The organism is Streptomyces sp. NPDC002467 (genome assembly GCF_042889825.1).
Lineage (GTDB): Bacteria > Actinomycetota > Actinomycetes > Streptomycetales > Streptomycetaceae > Streptomyces.
Genome location: NZ_JBIARJ010000018.1, coordinates 22,393 through 37,489, shown reverse-complemented (window position 1 = coordinate 37,489; position 15,097 = coordinate 22,393). Strand labels below are relative to the sequence as shown.

At 72.4% G+C, this 15,097-nt stretch carries 17 protein-coding genes; 10 read left to right on the top strand and 7 right to left on the bottom strand.

Annotated elements, in window-relative coordinates; translation table 11 throughout:
• Positions 1 to 61: 61 nt before the first annotated feature.
• Entirely contained in the window at positions 62 to 1,396 is a 1,335-nt protein-coding gene (locus ACFYYJ_RS30955; RefSeq protein WP_389137361.1) for a M14 family metallopeptidase, read from the top strand.
• A 63-nt stretch (positions 1,397 to 1,459) separates the two neighbouring features.
• Here the strand turns inward: ACFYYJ_RS30955 and ACFYYJ_RS30950 are convergent, their stop codons facing one another.
• Positions 1,460 to 1,906, bottom strand: coding sequence for a RidA family protein (locus ACFYYJ_RS30950; protein ID WP_389137359.1), 447 nt, complete (start codon positions 1,904 to 1,906; stop codon positions 1,460 to 1,462).
• Positions 1,903 to 2,661: an IclR family transcriptional regulator gene (locus tag ACFYYJ_RS30945; RefSeq protein ID WP_385361802.1), complete on the bottom strand. Its 759-nt coding sequence runs from the start codon at positions 2,659 to 2,661 to the stop codon at positions 1,903 to 1,905. Before ACFYYJ_RS30945 ends, ACFYYJ_RS30950 begins: the two co-directional genes overlap by 4 nt.
• A gap of 419 nt (positions 2,662 to 3,080) precedes the next feature.
• Here ACFYYJ_RS30945 and ACFYYJ_RS30940 point away from each other — a divergent pair, with 419 nt between their 5' ends.
• Genes ACFYYJ_RS30940 through ACFYYJ_RS30930 form a run of 3 tightly spaced genes read left to right on the top strand, consistent with a single transcriptional unit; the run spans position 3,081 to position 7,013 of the window.
• On the top strand, positions 3,081 to 4,361 hold the full coding sequence (locus ACFYYJ_RS30940) for an amino acid deaminase (protein ID WP_385127402.1): 1,281 nt from the start codon (positions 3,081 to 3,083) through the stop codon (positions 4,359 to 4,361).
• Between the two features lie 9 nt (positions 4,362 to 4,370).
• Entirely contained in the window at positions 4,371 to 5,969 is a 1,599-nt protein-coding gene (locus tag ACFYYJ_RS30935) for an amidohydrolase family protein (protein WP_389137356.1), read from the top strand.
• A 36-nt stretch (positions 5,970 to 6,005) separates the two neighbouring features.
• Positions 6,006 to 7,013, top strand: coding sequence for a YdcF family protein (locus ACFYYJ_RS30930; protein WP_385127404.1), 1,008 nt, complete (start codon positions 6,006 to 6,008; stop codon positions 7,011 to 7,013).
• Between the two features lie 139 nt (positions 7,014 to 7,152).
• On the opposite strand, the gene ACFYYJ_RS30925 is transcribed toward ACFYYJ_RS30930, so the two are convergent.
• Positions 7,153 to 7,338 carry a hypothetical protein gene (locus tag ACFYYJ_RS30925; RefSeq protein WP_384587624.1) on the bottom strand — a complete coding sequence of 62 codons (186 nt, stop codon included), beginning with the start codon at positions 7,336 to 7,338 and terminating at the stop codon, positions 7,153 to 7,155.
• A 166-nt stretch (positions 7,339 to 7,504) separates the two neighbouring features.
• Here ACFYYJ_RS30925 and ACFYYJ_RS30920 point away from each other — a divergent pair, with 166 nt between their 5' ends.
• Positions 7,505 to 7,960 carry a nitroreductase family deazaflavin-dependent oxidoreductase gene (locus ACFYYJ_RS30920; RefSeq protein WP_385361798.1) on the top strand — a complete coding sequence of 152 codons (456 nt, stop codon included), beginning with the start codon at positions 7,505 to 7,507 and terminating at the stop codon, positions 7,958 to 7,960.
• A 269-nt stretch (positions 7,961 to 8,229) separates the two neighbouring features.
• Positions 8,230 to 8,595, top strand: coding sequence for a DUF6083 domain-containing protein (locus ACFYYJ_RS30915; RefSeq protein ID WP_389137353.1), 366 nt, complete (start codon positions 8,230 to 8,232; stop codon positions 8,593 to 8,595).
• On the opposite strand, the gene ACFYYJ_RS30910 is transcribed toward ACFYYJ_RS30915, so the two are convergent.
• Positions 8,549 to 9,535, bottom strand: a complete 987-nt coding sequence (locus ACFYYJ_RS30910; protein ID WP_389137351.1) for a GlxA family transcriptional regulator — start codon at positions 9,533 to 9,535, stop codon at positions 8,549 to 8,551. The two genes, ACFYYJ_RS30915 and ACFYYJ_RS30910, sit on opposite strands and share 47 nt — an antisense overlap.
• A 101-nt stretch (positions 9,536 to 9,636) precedes the next feature.
• Between ACFYYJ_RS30910 and ACFYYJ_RS30905 the strand changes: the two genes are divergently transcribed.
• Positions 9,637 to 10,278 carry an MBL fold metallo-hydrolase gene (locus tag ACFYYJ_RS30905; protein WP_389137349.1) on the top strand — a complete coding sequence of 214 codons (642 nt, stop codon included), beginning with the start codon at positions 9,637 to 9,639 and terminating at the stop codon, positions 10,276 to 10,278.
• Here ACFYYJ_RS30905 and ACFYYJ_RS30900 read toward each other — a convergent pair.
• Both ACFYYJ_RS30900 and ACFYYJ_RS30895 read right to left on the bottom strand, forming a co-directional pair.
• A complete protein-coding gene (locus ACFYYJ_RS30900) occupies positions 10,275 to 10,751 on the bottom strand; it encodes a macro domain-containing protein (protein ID WP_389137348.1) in 477 nt (158 codons plus the stop codon). The two genes, ACFYYJ_RS30905 and ACFYYJ_RS30900, sit on opposite strands and share 4 nt — an antisense overlap.
• Positions 10,752 to 10,790: 39 nt before the next feature.
• A complete protein-coding gene (locus tag ACFYYJ_RS30895) occupies positions 10,791 to 11,054 on the bottom strand; it encodes a hypothetical protein (RefSeq protein ID WP_389137346.1) in 264 nt (87 codons plus the stop codon).
• 435 nt (positions 11,055 to 11,489) lie between these two features.
• On the opposite strand from ACFYYJ_RS30895, the gene ACFYYJ_RS30890 reads away from it, so the two are divergent.
• Positions 11,490 to 12,701 (top strand): pyridoxal phosphate-dependent aminotransferase, encoded by a 1,212-nt coding sequence (locus ACFYYJ_RS30890; protein WP_385127415.1) that lies wholly within the window; start codon positions 11,490 to 11,492, stop codon positions 12,699 to 12,701.
• A 112-nt stretch (positions 12,702 to 12,813) separates the two neighbouring features.
• Positions 12,814 to 13,218, top strand: coding sequence for a hypothetical protein (locus ACFYYJ_RS30885; protein WP_389137344.1), 405 nt, complete (start codon positions 12,814 to 12,816; stop codon positions 13,216 to 13,218).
• A gap of 213 nt (positions 13,219 to 13,431) precedes the next feature.
• On the opposite strand, the gene ACFYYJ_RS30880 is transcribed toward ACFYYJ_RS30885, so the two are convergent.
• Entirely contained in the window at positions 13,432 to 13,878 is a 447-nt protein-coding gene (locus ACFYYJ_RS30880; protein ID WP_385127419.1) for a hypothetical protein, read from the bottom strand.
• Between the two features lie 138 nt (positions 13,879 to 14,016).
• Here ACFYYJ_RS30880 and ACFYYJ_RS30875 point away from each other — a divergent pair, with 138 nt between their 5' ends.
• Positions 14,017 to 15,093, top strand: a complete 1,077-nt coding sequence (locus ACFYYJ_RS30875; RefSeq protein WP_385364020.1) for a substrate-binding domain-containing protein — start codon at positions 14,017 to 14,019, stop codon at positions 15,091 to 15,093.
• The last annotated feature ends 4 nt before the right edge of the window (positions 15,094 to 15,097 follow it).

Here is a 15,097-nt window from a genome sequence, read left to right as displayed (position 1 = left end):
ACGAGAGCACTCTGTGCGGCATCCGCACGGCTACCCCCACACTCCCCACCCAGGAGAACGCATGCGGCTCCACACCCGCCGGAGGGCCGCCGTCACGGCGGCCCTGCTGGCGCTCGCGCTGGGCGCACCCGCCTACGGCATGAGCGCGACGGCGTCCCCACCACCCACCCCGTCCACCGCCACCCAGGACGAGGCGATCGTCCAGTACGAGATCAAGGGCCCGGCCACCCCGGCCGAGCGCACGGCCCTGCTGCGCACCGGCGCCTCCATCGACGAGGTCGACGCCCGCTCGGTCGTCGTCAGCGCCGACCCCGCTCAGGCCAAGAAGCTGCGCGCGCTCGGCTACACGCTGGAGCCGCTGCCCGGCCCCCCGGACCGCTCGATGCCCGGGATCGCGTCGAGCCCCATGGACTTCCCGTCCGCCGACTCGAAGTACCACAACTACGCCGAGGCGACGGCCGAGATCAACCAGCGCATCGCGCAGTACCCCTCGATCATGAGCAAGCAGGTGATCGGGAAGTCGTACCAGGGACGCGACATCGTCGCCATCAAGATCAGCGACAACGTCGGGACGGACGAGGCCGAGCCCGAGGTGCTCTTCACGGCCCACCAGCACGCCCGCGAGCACCTCACGGTGGAGATGGCCCTCTACCTTCTGAACGAGTTCGGCTCGAAGTACGGCACCGACGCCCGGGTCACGAACGCCGTCAACAGCCGCGAGATCTGGATCGTGCCGGACCTCAACCCGGACGGCGGCGAGTACGACATCGCGACCGGCTCCTACCGCTCCTGGCGCAAGAACCGCCAGCCCAACGCCGGCTCCTCCAGTGTCGGCACGGACGAGAACCGGAACTGGAACTACAAGTGGGGCTGCTGCGGCGGCTCCAGCAGCAGCAAGGGCTCGGAGACCTACCGCGGCGCGGCCGGCGAGTCGGCGCCCGAGGTGAAGGTGGTCGCGGACTTCGTGCGCAGCCGGGTGGTCGGCGGCAAGCAGCAGATCAAGGCCGCGATCGACTTCCACACGTACAGCGAACTCGTGCTGTGGCCCTTCGGCTGGACGTACAACGACACCGCCCCCGGGCTGACCGCCGACGACCTCGCCGTCTACAAGAAGATCGGCACGAGCATGGCGGCGAGCAACGGCTACACGCCGGAGCAGTCGAGCGACCTGTACATCACGGACGGGACGATCGACGACTGGCTGTGGGGCAACCAGAAGATCTTCGCCTACACCTTCGAGATGTACCCGTCGAGCGGGGGCGGCGGCTTCTACCCGCCGGACGAGGTCATCGACCGCGAGACCGCGCGCAACAAGGACGCGGTGCTCCAGCTCCTGGAGAACGCGGACTGCATGTACCGCTCGATCGGCAAGGAGGCGCAGTACTGCACCGCCTAGCCCGCGCGAACGCGTGACCGGGGCGCCCCACCGCCAGGGGGGCGCCCCTCCGCCATCCCCGTCTCAGCCCAGGACGGCGAGGGCGTCGATCTCGACGAGCAGCCCGGCGGGCAGGCCGACGTACACGGTGGTGCGGGCGGCGGGGGCCTCCTTGAGGCCCTGCTCCTCGAAGTACGTGTTGTAGATGCCGTTCATCTCGGCGAAGTGGGCCGTGTCGGTGAGGTAGACGCGGATCATCATCACGTCGTCCCAACCCGCGCCGCCGGCCTCCAGTACGGAGCGGACGTTCTCCAGCGTCTGGAGCGTCTGCTCGCGCAGCGTGGGCCCGGCGGGGGTGGGCGGCTGTCCGTCCACGTGCGGGAGGAAGCCGACCTGGCCGGCGACCTGGAGGATGTTGCCCTTGCGGACGCCGTGCGAGAACTTCGCGGGAGGGGTGGTGTGGGTGTCAGGGGTGATCCCGACCTTCTCGACCCTCTCGACCTTCTCGACCTTCTCGATCTTCTCCGTCATGCGGTCTCTCCTGAGTCTCCTGAGTAGTCCCGGCTGATGGCTCCCGCGGTACGGAGCACGAGCGGCAGCAGTTCCAGCAGGCCTTCGGCGTCGATCACCACGTTGGGCGCGGACACGGACAGCGCGGCCACGACCCGCCCGTCCGGCCCGTGCACGGGTGCGCCGAGGCAGTTGAGGGACTCCTCGTGCCCGCCGAGGTCGGTGGCCCAGCCCTGTTCCCGTACGAGGTCCAGCTCGCGGAGGAACGCGGCGGCGTCCGGGGTGGAGCGGGCGGTGTGGCGGGGGTAGTCGATCCGGTGCGCGAGGGCGCGGCGCTCGGCTTCGGGGAGGTCGGCGAGGAGCAGCTTGGCGACGGCGGCGACGGTGAGGGGCACGGGCCGGCCTATGCGGGAGTACATGCGGACCGGGTAGCGGCTGTCGACCTTGTCGATGTACACGACCTCGTCGTCCTGGTGGACGGCGAGGTGCACGGTGTGGCCGGTGGTGTGGTTCAGCTCGACGAGGTGGGGGTGCGCGATGTCCCTGACGTCGAGGTTCTCGATGGCCTCGGCGCCCAGGGCGAAGAGCCGTGCGCCGAGGCGGTAGCGGCCGTCGGACGGCTGGCGGTAGACGAGGCCGTGCGCGTGGAGGGTGCGCAGGAGGCGGAGGGCGGTGCTCTTGTGCACGCCGAGCGCGTCCGCCACCGGTGTGAGGCCGGCCGGGCCCTTCGCGAGCAGCGGCAGCACCGCGAGCGCCCGCTCCACGGACTGGCTCATCCCTCGTCCTCTCCTACCTGGGACTCCGCCCCAGACCCCGAGCGGCCGTTGCCCAGGCAGGGCGCCGCCACAGCCGAGATGCCGCTGCGCGGCACCCTGGGCTCCGCCCAGACCCGCTCCTCAAACGCCGGAGGGGCTGGATTTGGCCCCTGCCGTCCGCCAAGTACTGCTGGTTCGCCCCGGGGCCAAGCCCCGGCAGGCTGGAAGCCCCGCCGGGCAATTCCAGCCCCGCCGGCGTTTGAGGCGCCGCCGGAGGCGAAACCAGCCCCTCCGGCGATTGAGGAGCGGGGGCGGGGCACAGACCCCCCGGTGGCGGTGCGTTGACCCGTCGTCATGCGGGATGTTAGACAGCGTGCAGCGGTACACGCAACGACCGTTGCAGCACGTGCAACCCCCAGCACCCCCCGGGAGGCCCCCGCATGGACAGCGACCCCGTCAAGCAGCTCGCCGACGAGCCGGTCGACCACCGGTTCAAGGGCCTCCCCCCGGACGCCCAGGCGGCCCGCCTCACCGTCGGGCAGCTCGCGCGGCAGCGGCGCGGGATCCACACCGGCGGGTTCACCACCCCCGTGCTCACCCTCGACGCCGACGCGCTGGAGCACAACCTCGCCGCCCTCGGCACCTACGCCGCCCGGCACGACCTCGCCTTCGCGCCGCACGGCAAGACCTGCATGGCCCCGCAGCTGTTCCGCCGTCAGCTCGACCACGGCGCCTGGGGGATCACCGCCGCCGTCCCCCACCAGGCCCGCGTCTACCGCGCCTTCGGCATCCAGCGGATCTTCCTCGCCAACGAGCTCGTCGATCCCGCCGCCCTGCGCTGGGTCGCCGGCGAGCTCGCCAGCGACCCCGACTTCCGCTTCGTCTGCTACGTCGACTCCGTGCGCGGGGTCCACCTGATGGACCGGGCCCTGCGCGACGCGCCGGCCCGGATCGACGTCGTCGTCGAGCTCGGTGCCGGCGAGGGCGCCCGCACCGGGGCCCGGAGCGACAACGACTGCCGGGCCGTCGCCGAGGCCGTCTCCTCCACCCGCACCCTGCGCCTCGTCGGCACGGGCGGCTACGAGGCCGAGGTGCCCGACGCCGACCCCGAGCGCGTGCACGCCTACCTGCGCCGGCTCACCGCCCTCGCCGTCGAGTTCGACAAGGCCGGCCTGTTCGCCGCCGACCTCGACGAGATCGTCGTCAGCGCCGGCGGCTCCTCCTGGTTCGACGCCGTCGCCGACGTGTTCGCCGAGATCCCGGAGCTCTCCCGCCCCGTGCTGAAGCTGCTGCGCTCCGGGGCGTACGTCTCCCACGACCACGGCTGGTACAAGGGCCTGACCCCCTTCAACCGCCACCCCGAGGAGGGCGGGCTGCGCCCCGCGTTCCGGCTGTGGACCCAGGTGGTCTCGCGCCCCTCCCCCACCCAGGCGTTCGTCAACGCCGGCAAGCGCGACATCGCGTACGACCTCGGGCTGCCCGAGGCCGAGCTGGTCCGGGACGAACTCACCGGCGAGGAGCGCCCCGCCACCGGCGTGCGGGTGGTCAAACTGTCCGACCAGCACGCCTGGCTGGAGACCGCGTCGGCCGACGACGTGCAGGTCGGCGACTGGGTGGCGCTCGGGATGTCCCACCCGTGCACCATCTTCGAGAAGTGGCCGCTGATCCCGGTGGTGGAGGCCGACGGCACCGTCACCGATTTCGTCCGCACCTTCTTCTAGGGGCGCCGGGTGGACCTGGTCATACGCGGGGCCCGCGTCGTCGACGGCACGGGCGGGCCCTCGTACACGGCCGACGTCGGGGTGCACGAGGGGCGGATCGTCGAGATCGGGTCCCTCCCCGGGGGCGGGCGCACGACCGTCGACGCGTACGGGCTCGCCCTCGCGCCCGGTTTCGTCGACATGCACGCGCACAGCGACCTGGCGCTGCTGCGCGACCCGGACCACAGCGCGAAGGCCGCCCAGGGCGTGACCCTCGAAGTCCTCGGCCAGGACGGCCTGTCGTACGCACCCGTCGACGACCGCACCCTCGGCGAGGTGCGGGCCGCCATCGCGGGCTGGAACGGGCCGGGCGACGACGTCGACTTCGACTGGCGCACGGTCGGCGGGTACCTGGACCGGCTGGACCGGGCGCACGGCGGTCAGGGCGTCGCCGTGAACGCCGCCTACCTGGTGCCGCAGGGCACCGTCCGCGCCCACGTCCTCGGCTGGGACGACCGCCCGGCGGGCGCGGTGGAACTGGACCGGATGCGCTCGCTGGTCGCCGAGGGCCTCGAACAGGGCGCCGTCGGGATGTCCTCCGGGCTGACCTACACCCCCGGCATGTACGCCTCCGGCGCCGAACTGACCGAGCTGTGCCGGGTGGTGGCCTCGTACGGCGGCTACTACTGCCCGCACCACCGCTCGTACGGGCACGGCGCGCTCGCCGCCTACGCCGAGATGGTCGCGCTGACCCGGGAGGCGGGCTGCGCCCTGCACCTCGCGCACGCCACCATGAACTTCGGCGAGAACGAGGGCCGGGCCCCCGAGTTGCTGGCCCTGCTCGACGCGGCCCTGGCCGACGGCGCCGACATCACCCTCGACAGCTATCCGTACACCCCCGGCTGCACCACCCTCGTCGCGCTGTTGCCGAGTTGGGCGAACGAGGGCGGCCCCGAGGCGGTCCTGGCCCGGCTGCGCGACGACGCCGAGGCCGAGCGGATCCGGTACGCGCTGGAGGTGGAGGGGGCGGACGGCTGCCACGGGGTGCCGGTCGACTGGTCGACGATCGAGATCTCGGGCGTGAGCGATCCCGCGCTGGCGGCGGCGTACGTCGGCCGGCGCCTGGACGGCTGGGACGGCGCCCGACGGCTGCTGCTCGGCGACCGGCTCGCGCCGACGGTCCTCCAGCACGTGGGCCACGAGGAGAACGTCCGGGCGATCATGCGCCACCCCGCCCACACCGGCGGCTCCGACGGCATCCTCCGGGGCGCGAAACCGCACCCGCGCGCCTACGGCACCTTCCCGCACTACCTCGGCCGCTACGTCCGCGAGCTGGGACTGCTGACGTTGGAGGAGTGCGTGGCGCACCTGGCCGGCCGTCCGGCGGCGCGCCTGCGGCTGCCCGACCGGGGGCTGGTGCGGGAGGGCTTCCGCGCCGACCTCGTCCTCTTCGACCCGGACACGGTCGCGGCCGGTGCCGACTACGAGAACCCGCGGGTGCTGCCCACCGGCATTCCGCACGTGCTGATCGACGGCCGTTTCGTGATGCGCGACGGGCGCCGCACGGACGTCCTGGCGGGGCGCTCGGTGCGGCGCACGGCCCCGCCCGGCCCGGCCCCGAACGGCTGAGATCCGTACGGATATCCGACATTTACGATGGTCGGCATGGTCGCCTTCGCCCTCGCCGCCGTGTTCTTCCTGGCCTTCGCCATCAGCGCGCGGGAGGACCGCCGCCGCTTCCGCAACGCCGTGCTGTTCGGGCTGACCTTCATATCCCTCTCGTTCGCCCTGCTCCTCCAGCTGGACCGGTTGCCGGACTGGCTCGCGTACCCCATCGTCCTGATCGTCTTCGCCGTGCCCACGCTCGGCACCCTGGCGCTCGGCGTCTTCCTCGTGGCCAACGGCGTGACCATGATCCGCAGGGAGGGCAGCCGCCCGGCCAACCTGCTCTCGCTGCTCGCCGGGCTCGGGATCCTCGGGATGATCGCGCTGCTGTTCGTCGTCCGCAGGGCGGGATCGCACGTCCTCGACGGCATCGTGGGCACGCTCACCGTGATCGTCGCCTACGTCGCCTTCCTCTTCCTCTGCTTCCTCGGCTACGCCTTCCTCTACGGCCGGATCACGGTGCGCGGCGACGTCGACCACGTGGTCATGCTCGGCGCCGGCCTGATCTGCGGGGACCGGGTGCCGCCGCTGCTCGCCTCGCGGCTGCGCAAGGGCCGGGAGATCTACGAGGCCCAGTTGGCCCGGGGCGGCCGCCCGCCGGTGATGCTGCCCTCTGGCGGCAAGGGCTCGGACGAGAAGGTCGCCGAGGCGCGGGCCATGGCGGACTGGCTGATCGCGCGGGGCGTGCCTGCGGAGCACATCACGCTGGAGGACCGGTCCACGACGACCGAGGAGAACATGCGCTTCAGCCGGGAGATCATGGCGGCGCGGGACCCGGACTACCGGTGCGTGGTGGTCACCAACAACTTCCACGCCTTCCGGGCCGCGATGCTGGCCCGCAAGGCCGGGGTGAACGGTCAGGTCCTGGGCTCGCCCACGGCGAAGTACTACTGGCCGAGCGCGACGATCCGCGAGTTCGCGGCGGTGTTCTGGGAGCACAGGGCCGTGAACCTGGGGATCTGCGGGCTGCTGATCACACTGGGCGCGGCGGCGACCCTGACGAGCTGACCCGGCGGCTCGTCCGTACGGCCCGTCCCCGCTGCCCGTCCCCGCTGCCCGCCGCACACCCGGCGGCCCCGTGCCCGGGGTTCCGGGACGGGGTCGGCCTGGCTGTGCGCGGCAGCGACGTCGACCGCTGCCGCCGGGACTACGGCAGGTACCGCTCGATGACCTGCGGACCCTCCTTCTCCATGAGCTGGCGCGCCTTCTCGACGCGCTCGGGAGTCGGGTCGTGGCCTGTCGCCATCACGAGGTCTTCGGGGTCGTACGGCCGTTCCCCGCCCGTGAAGAGCCGGTCCGACCGTGTGGGCTGCTCGTCGGGTTCACTGACCATCGCGTACCTCCTACGGATTCCCCTGGCCCCATACTCCGGCCGACCGCCCATGAACGCACTTCGGACGGGGTCCGCCGGGCGCGTGGGCGTGCGGTGGGCGCCGACCGCATCCAGAATCGTTACTGCTCGTTAGCCGCCCGGGGGCCGGAATGCTAAGGACAGGTGAATGCACACACTCGACGTCGACTGGGACCACCCCTCGGACCCGCCCCCCGGCCCGCGCCTCGACCACGTCCGCGCGTACGTGACCACGGCGGGCGCCGACGGACACCTGTGGCACGGGGTCCCGACCCTCCTGCTCACGACCCTCGACCGCGCCACCGGCCGCACCGCCCGGACCCCGCTGATCTACGGCGAGGACGTGGACCGGCTGATCGTCGTGGCCGCCGGATACGGCGCCCCGGAGCATCCCGCCTGGTACCGGAACCTCACCGCCCACCCGGAGGTCCACGTCCAGGTCGGCGCCGTGCTCCACACGGTCACGGCGCGCACGGCCACGCCCGAGGAGCGCGACGCGTACTGGCCGATGATGGCCGGCCTGTGGCCCCCGTACGACGACGACCAGGCACGAACGGCCCGCGAGATCCCGCTGGTGATCCTGGAGCGCCAGGGCCCGTCCTAGGGCCTGTCGTCAAACTCCCGCCTGCCCCGCGACGCCTGGCACGCACTCTCGCCGCACCGGGCGAAAGCCAAGTACGTCCAGTACGCGGGCTTCCGCCCGGCGCACCGAGACCACGCACCAGACGCCGCGGGGCCGCCCTCCGGGCGACGACGGGAGTTTGACGACAGGCCCCAGGGGCCCGCACCGCCACTCGTTCGGGTCAACCTTCGGCCGATGGCCGGCGCGACCGTCCCCCCGTCCGCTAACAACGGGGCGGTAAGGGGGGATGGTTGAACACGAACACCCGCAGGCAGGAGCACCAGGGGCGCGGCGACGACGGGCCGTTCCTCCTCGCCAAGGTCCTGGCCGACGCCCTCGTGACCGTGGTCCGACAGCCGCAACCGCAGTCACAGCCGGAGGGTCGCCCGGCCGTCTGCCGACTCTGCGGCGAGGCCGCGTACTGGCACAGGACGGTCTGGGGCAAGTGGCTCCTCGTACAGCCCGGCGAGCGGCCCTGCCACCTCGTACCGGCCGGGCGGCGCTGGCGCATCGCGGGCGACGGCACCGCCGTGAACCTGGGCGCCTCGCTCCCCTCGGACACCTGCCGGGTCAGCCACTTCGACGTGTGCCCGGCCCGTCGGACGGAATCCGGGTGAAGGAGCGGCGGTAGACGCGGGGCGGCACGCCGCGGCGGCGCACGAACTGCTCCCGCAGCACGGCCGCGCTCCCGAAGCCGACCCGGCGGGCGATCTCCTCCACCGGCAGGTCCGTGGTCTCCAGCAGTTCCTCGGCGCCGGCGAGGCGCAGGTTCAGCAGCCAGGCGTGCGGGGTGGTACCGGTGGCGGCGGCGAAGCGGCGGGCGAAGGACCGCTTGCTCATCATGGCGCGCCGGGCCAACTCCGCGACGGGCAGCGGCTCGTCGAGGTGCTCGCGGGTCCAGGCCAGCACCTCGGACAGCCGCTCGTCCTGACAGTCGGCGGGAACGGGGGCGGCCAGGTACTGGGCCTGCCCGCCGTCACGGTGCGAGGGCAGTACGAGGTCCCGCGCGATGGCGTTCGCCGTCGCGGCCCCGTGCTCGCGCCGCAGCAGGTGCAGGCAGAGGTCGAACCCGGCCGCGGCGCCCGCGCCCGTGGCGATCCGACCCTCGTCGACGTAGAGGGCCCCGGCCTCGACGTCGACGTCCGGGTGGCGGTCGGCCAACAGCCCGGCGAACCGCCAGTGGGTGGTGGCCCGCCGCCCGTCGAGCAGCCCCGCGGCGGCCAGCGCGAACGCCCCGACGCAGTGGGCGGCGACCAGCGCGCCCCGCGCGTGCGCGGCCGACAGCGCGTCGAGCACGGCGCGCGGGGGCGGCGTACGGAAGTCGGCCCACGGCAGCGCGATCACGAGATCCGCGTCGGCCAGCCGCTCCAAGCCGTGTTCGACGGCGACCGGCACCCCGACGTCGGTGGCCACCGACCCGGGCCGCTCGGTGCACAAGCCGAAGTCGAACCGCGGGAACCCCGCCCCGCGCACCCCGAACACCTCGGCGACGATCCCGACGGCGAGCATGCCGACCCCGGGCGGGGCGTAGGCGGCGACGGAGGTGAAGGGGGCCATGCGGGGAGTCTGCCACCGCGACTCCGGCCTGGCACGATTCCCGCGATCACTGGCAGCAGTGCCACTCGTGGACGAAGCCTCCTCCGACCAGGATCGAGAACATGACGAACACGCAGACGAACACGCAGACGAACACGCCGGTGGACGCCCGTACCGACGCACCGCTCGGCCGCACCGCGACCTACACGATCCTGACCACCGGCTACACCCTCTCCACCGGCCCCGGGGTCGCCGCCACCGTCTCCTACGTCTCCGACGGCGACCGGCACGTGATCGTCGACCCGGGCATGGTGGCGAGCCGCGACCGCATCCTCGGCCCGCTCGCGGAACTGGGCCTCGGCCCCGACGACATCACGGACGTCGTCCTCAGCCACCACCACCCGGACAACACCATGAACGTGGGCCTCTTCGGTCGGGCTCGGGTCCACGACCACAAGGCCGTCTACGAGGCCGACCAGTGGACCGACCGCGACGCGGAGGGCCACGAGCTCACCCCGTCCCTCCGGCTCATCCGCACCCCCGGCCACAGCCCCGAGGACATCACCCTCCTCGCCGGGACGGCGGACGGCACCATCGCCTTCGTCGGCGACCTGTGGTGGCGCCCCAACGGCCCCGTCGACGACCCGGTCGCCCCGGACCACGACGTCCTGCTCCGCTCCCGCCTCCGCGTCCTCGCCGCCACGGACGTGATCGTCCCGGGCCACGGCCCGGGGTTCCCGGCCGACGACACGGCGCCCCGCTAGGCGTGGTCGTAGACCGTGACCTCCACGTCCCGCGCGCACAACCGCTCGTTGATCAGCGGCTCGATCCGCGTCCACGTGCCACCGGCGAGCCCGCACCCGATGCGGGGCATGTGCACGCTGGCACCGAGTTCGGCGGCGTGCCCCGCCAGGGCGATGAGGCACCGCTCCACGGCGTCGTAACGTATCGGCGGCCCGCCGCTGCCGGTGCGCATCCCGCGCTGCCCGACCATGTTGGCGACCCACACGTCGGGCTTGACCCGCACCAACTGCACGGCCCCCAGCCCGAAGTCGTTCCCGCTGCGCCCCCTGTGCCACGTCCGGAAGGCCTTCTCAGGCTCGGGCCACCGCTTCGAAACGGCCAGCACGAACCCCTTGCCCCATCCTCCGAGGTCGTTGCACACATGCGCGATGATCTTGGGCCCCTTGGCCTGCGGGCTGGTCGCGTCCCCGGCGATGATCCTGAGCGGCTTCATCCCCTCACGGTAGACGCGACCGCTGACAGCGGTGGGGGGCTAGCGGGACGCGCGGCAGGCCGTGTTGGCGTCGTTCGCGGAGACGCCGGCCGCCTGGAGGCTCGATACGCAACTGGTCTGGTTGCCGATGGAGCCCTCGTAGCAGGCCTGGGCGACGTCGGCCGTGGACGGCTTGCCGTGCGACATGACGCTCTGCTCGCACTGCTGGACGTCGGCCGAGGCGGCCGGGGCGGCGAAGAACGCGCCGCTGGCGGCGAGGACCAGGCCGGCAAGGATGCTGGGGATACGGGCCGACGGACGCATACGAACGCACCTGCTCTCTCGCTCGGTCACGCGATCCGCGAGTACGCCGGACCACGGGCGGGGGCGGCGTGGAGCAGGCACTCCTGGGGGCGACCGGCTCGACGCATCGGCCACCCCCGCCCTTCCGACGCTAGAGCACCCCACCCCCACCCGCACTCCGGTCGCGCGCCGGCCCCAGCCCCGGACGGGGGCCGGACGCCGTCGTCGAGGAGCGCGTGGCGATCCGGGGCGGCCACGAGGTGACGAGCGCAACATCCCGCCCCGCTCCCTCATCCGCCCACACCCATTCCGCAGGCCGTGGCGGGGGGCCCGCCCCGGATTCCAAGGGCGGGCGGCACCGCCACCCGCCCATCGCGCGAAATGGGACATATCACCCCTTCGCATTCGGCCTAAATGACCCAGCGGGCCATCGGCGGGACCCCGTAAGCTCCCGTCATGCAGGTGATCCAGTCAACGAAACTCGCCAATGTCTGCTACGAGATCCGCGGACCCGTCCTCGAAGAGGCGATGCGGCTCGAAGCAGCAGGTCATCGCATCCTCAAGCTCAACACCGGCAACCCCGCGGCCTTCGGCTTCGAGTGCCCGCCGGAGATCCTCGAGGACATGCTCCGCAACCTGGGCAGCGCCCACGGCTACGGGGACGCGAAGGGGCTGCTCTCCGCGCGCCGCGCGGTCATGCAGCACTACCAGACCAAGGGCATCGAGCTGGACGTCGAGGACATCTACCTCGGCAACGGGGTCTCCGAGCTGATCCAGATGTCGATGCAGGCGCTGCTCGACGACGGTGACGAGGTCCTCGTCCCCGCCCCGGACTACCCGCTGTGGACCGCCTCCGTCTCGCTGGCCGGCGGCACGGCCGTGCACTACCGGTGCGACGAGCAGTCCGACTGGATGCCCGACCTCGCCGACATCGAGCGCAAGGTCACCGACCGCACGCGCGCGATCGTGATCATCAACCCGAACAACCCGACCGGCGCCGTCTACGACGACGAGATGCTGCGCGGCCTCACGGACATCGCCCGCCGCCACAACCTGGTCGTCTGCTCGGACGAGATCTACGACCGGATCCTCTACGACGGAACCACGCACACGAACACGGCCGCACTCGCGCCGGACCTGCTGTGCCTGACCTTCAACGGGCTCTCGAAGAACTACCGCGTCGCGGGCTACCGGGCCGGCTGGATGGCGGTCTGCGGCCCGAAGAAGCACGCCGCCTCGTACATCGAGGGCCTCACGATCCTGGCGAACATGCGCCTGTGCGCGAACATGCCCTCGCAGCACGCCATCGCCACCGCCCTCGGCGGCCGGCAGTCGATCGAGGACCTCGTACTGCCCGGCGGACGGATCCTGGAGCAGCGCAACGTCGCGTACGACCTGCTCACCCAGATCCCGGGCGTGACGTGCGTGAAGCCGAAGGGCGCGCTGTACGCGTTCCCGCGACTGGACCCGTCCGTCTACAAGATCAAGGACGACCGGCAGATGGTCCTGGACCTGCTGCGGGCCGAGAAGATCATGGTCGTGCACGGTACGGGCTTCAACTGGCCCGAGCCCGACCACTTCCGGATCGTGACGCTGCCGAACGCGGTGGACCTGGCCGATGCGGTGACGCGGATCGGGAAGTTCCTCGACGGCTACAGCCAGCCGTAGGGCATGCACCGGGCGCACACCCGGCACGCACTCAATCGATCAACAGGATTGAGCTCAACTTTAGAACGAATCCAATGTAGGATGGTCTCCTGACAACGCAGGAGGCCACCTCATGTACGAGCCGATCCGCACGAAGTCGTCGGTCGTCCACCGCATGGGCGCCGCCGCCGAAACCACCACGGACTACCCGCAGCGCAGCCGCGCCGAGGCGCTGGACATCCAGCTCGCCGGGCACCTGGCGGCGCTGCTCGCCGTGACCGACGAGCTCGGGCTCGCCGAGAGCGCCGCGGAGATCGCCGCCCAGGTGACGCGGCTGCGCGGCGCCGAGCCGACGCGGGCCCCGCGGGGCGCCGAGGAGGGCTCTCCGGCTCTGCACCAGCGCGCGCACGACCTCGCGGCCCGCGCGCTCCTCGTCGCCGCGTCCCGCGCCGACACCACCGTCGCGATCCTCGCCGCCGAGCGGATGGACGCGCACGCCGCCGCGCTGGAGTCCCAGGACCTGGCCGGCGCCCTCTGACGGCCCCGGTCCGGGGCCGCGGAGGCTCCGGACCGGGCGCCACGCCCCTGCGGGGGCTCGGCGTACCGCTGCGGCACCGCTGTCGGGGGCTCCGCCCCCAACCCCCGCGCCTCAAACGCCGGCGCGGCTGCAGATGCCGCTGCGCGGCACCCCGGGGCTCCGCCCCGGACCCCGCTCCTCAAACGCCGGAGGGGCTGGGTTTTCGCCTCCCGGTTACTTCGCCTGCTTCGCCGCGGTGAAATCGGCTGCGGCGACACCGCACCACGGGGTCGTGGACGGCGGCCAGACCGGGCCCGGGACCTCCGCGTACTCCGTCGCGCCCGGGGCGACCCCCGGGATCTTCACCAGGGACTGCGCCGCACGGCCCCCCGGCTCCGCGGCGGCCCGGTCGCGGAACTCCACCGTGACCACGTACGCGCCCGCCCCCTCCGCGCGGCCCGTCGCCTCCACCGTCGCCGTGATCCGCCGGCCCGCCGGGTCGACGCGGCAGCCCGTGACCCGTACGTATTCCACCGCCGGCCGGGGCGCGGCCTCCTGCCGGCCGCCGCCGGCGCTGGCCCACACGTACAGCCCCAGCGGGGCGAACACCAGCAGGCCCGCCAGTGTCACCAGACCCACCAGCCAGCCCTGCCACTTCAACGCGCTCGTGCTCACGCCCATGCCCCCGATCCTCCTCGGCGACCGGCCCGCCCACCAGCACCAGCGGGCCCACACAGCATTTCGAAGTGGGACCGCCCCGTCACCCGACGTTCACCCAACTCGACGCGGAATGTGGGTTTCCGCGAGCACGCTGCACCCGTGAGACGCATCCTGGGAATCATCCTGGGCCTCCTCCTGATCGGCGGCGTCGCAGCCGTCGTCCTCCTCAAGGGGCAGGGCCCGGAATCCACGGCAACGAAGACCGTGCGTGGCGTCATCGGCTCGGAGAAGTCCGACTTCTTCCGCGACCCGGACGTCGTCAAAGCCCTTGCCGACAAGGGCTACACCGTGAAGGCGGAGTCCTCAGGCTCCTGGGCGATGGACAAGCTCGCCCTCAAGGAGTTCGACTTCGCCTTCCCCAGCAGCAGTGAGCCCGCCAAGGAGGTCGAGGCCGCCGCAGGGATCCAGGGAGCCCAGGAGGCCAAGCCCTTCTTCTCCCCGCTCGTCGTCATCGCCCGCCCCAGCGCCGCCAAGGTCCTCACCGACGGCGGCCTCGTGAAGATGTCCGGCAAGAACACCGGGACCCTCCTCATGGGCCCCTTCCTCAAGGCGGCCGACGAGGACCGCAACTGGCAACAGCTGCCCGGCGCCGCAGCCCACCCGGAGCTGGTCGGGCGGGTGTTCGTCAAGACGACCGACCCGGCCACCTCCAACTCGGGCGCCCTCTTCCTCGCCCTCGCCTCCAACGTCGCCAACGGCAACACCGTCGTGGCCGACGACGCCGGGATCGAGCGGACCGCGCCGCTGATGCGCAAGCTGATCTCCGTACAGGGCGCCCTGGAGCCCAGCACAGACGGCCCGTTCCGGGCCTTCGTCAGCGGCAGCGGCGAACCCCTGATCCTGGCGTACGAGTCCCAGGTGGCCTCGATGCTGCTCCAGCACCAGGACCCGGGCGAGATGGTCGTGCTCTACCCGGACACCACCGTCAACTCGGCGCACACCTTCGTCCCGCTCAACGAGAAGGCCCGCGATCTCGGCGCCCTCCTCACCACCGACCCCAGGCTGCGGGACCTCGTCATGCAGCGCGGGTTCCGCCCGCAGGAGGGCGCGGCCCAGTTCTCCGCCGCCACCGCCCCGTACGCCGACCACCTCAACTCGGGCCTGACCGGCATCCGCCAGGTCGGCACGCCCACCGTCAAGATCCTGATGGCGCTCGCAGAGCGCGCCAAGGGCTAGGGGG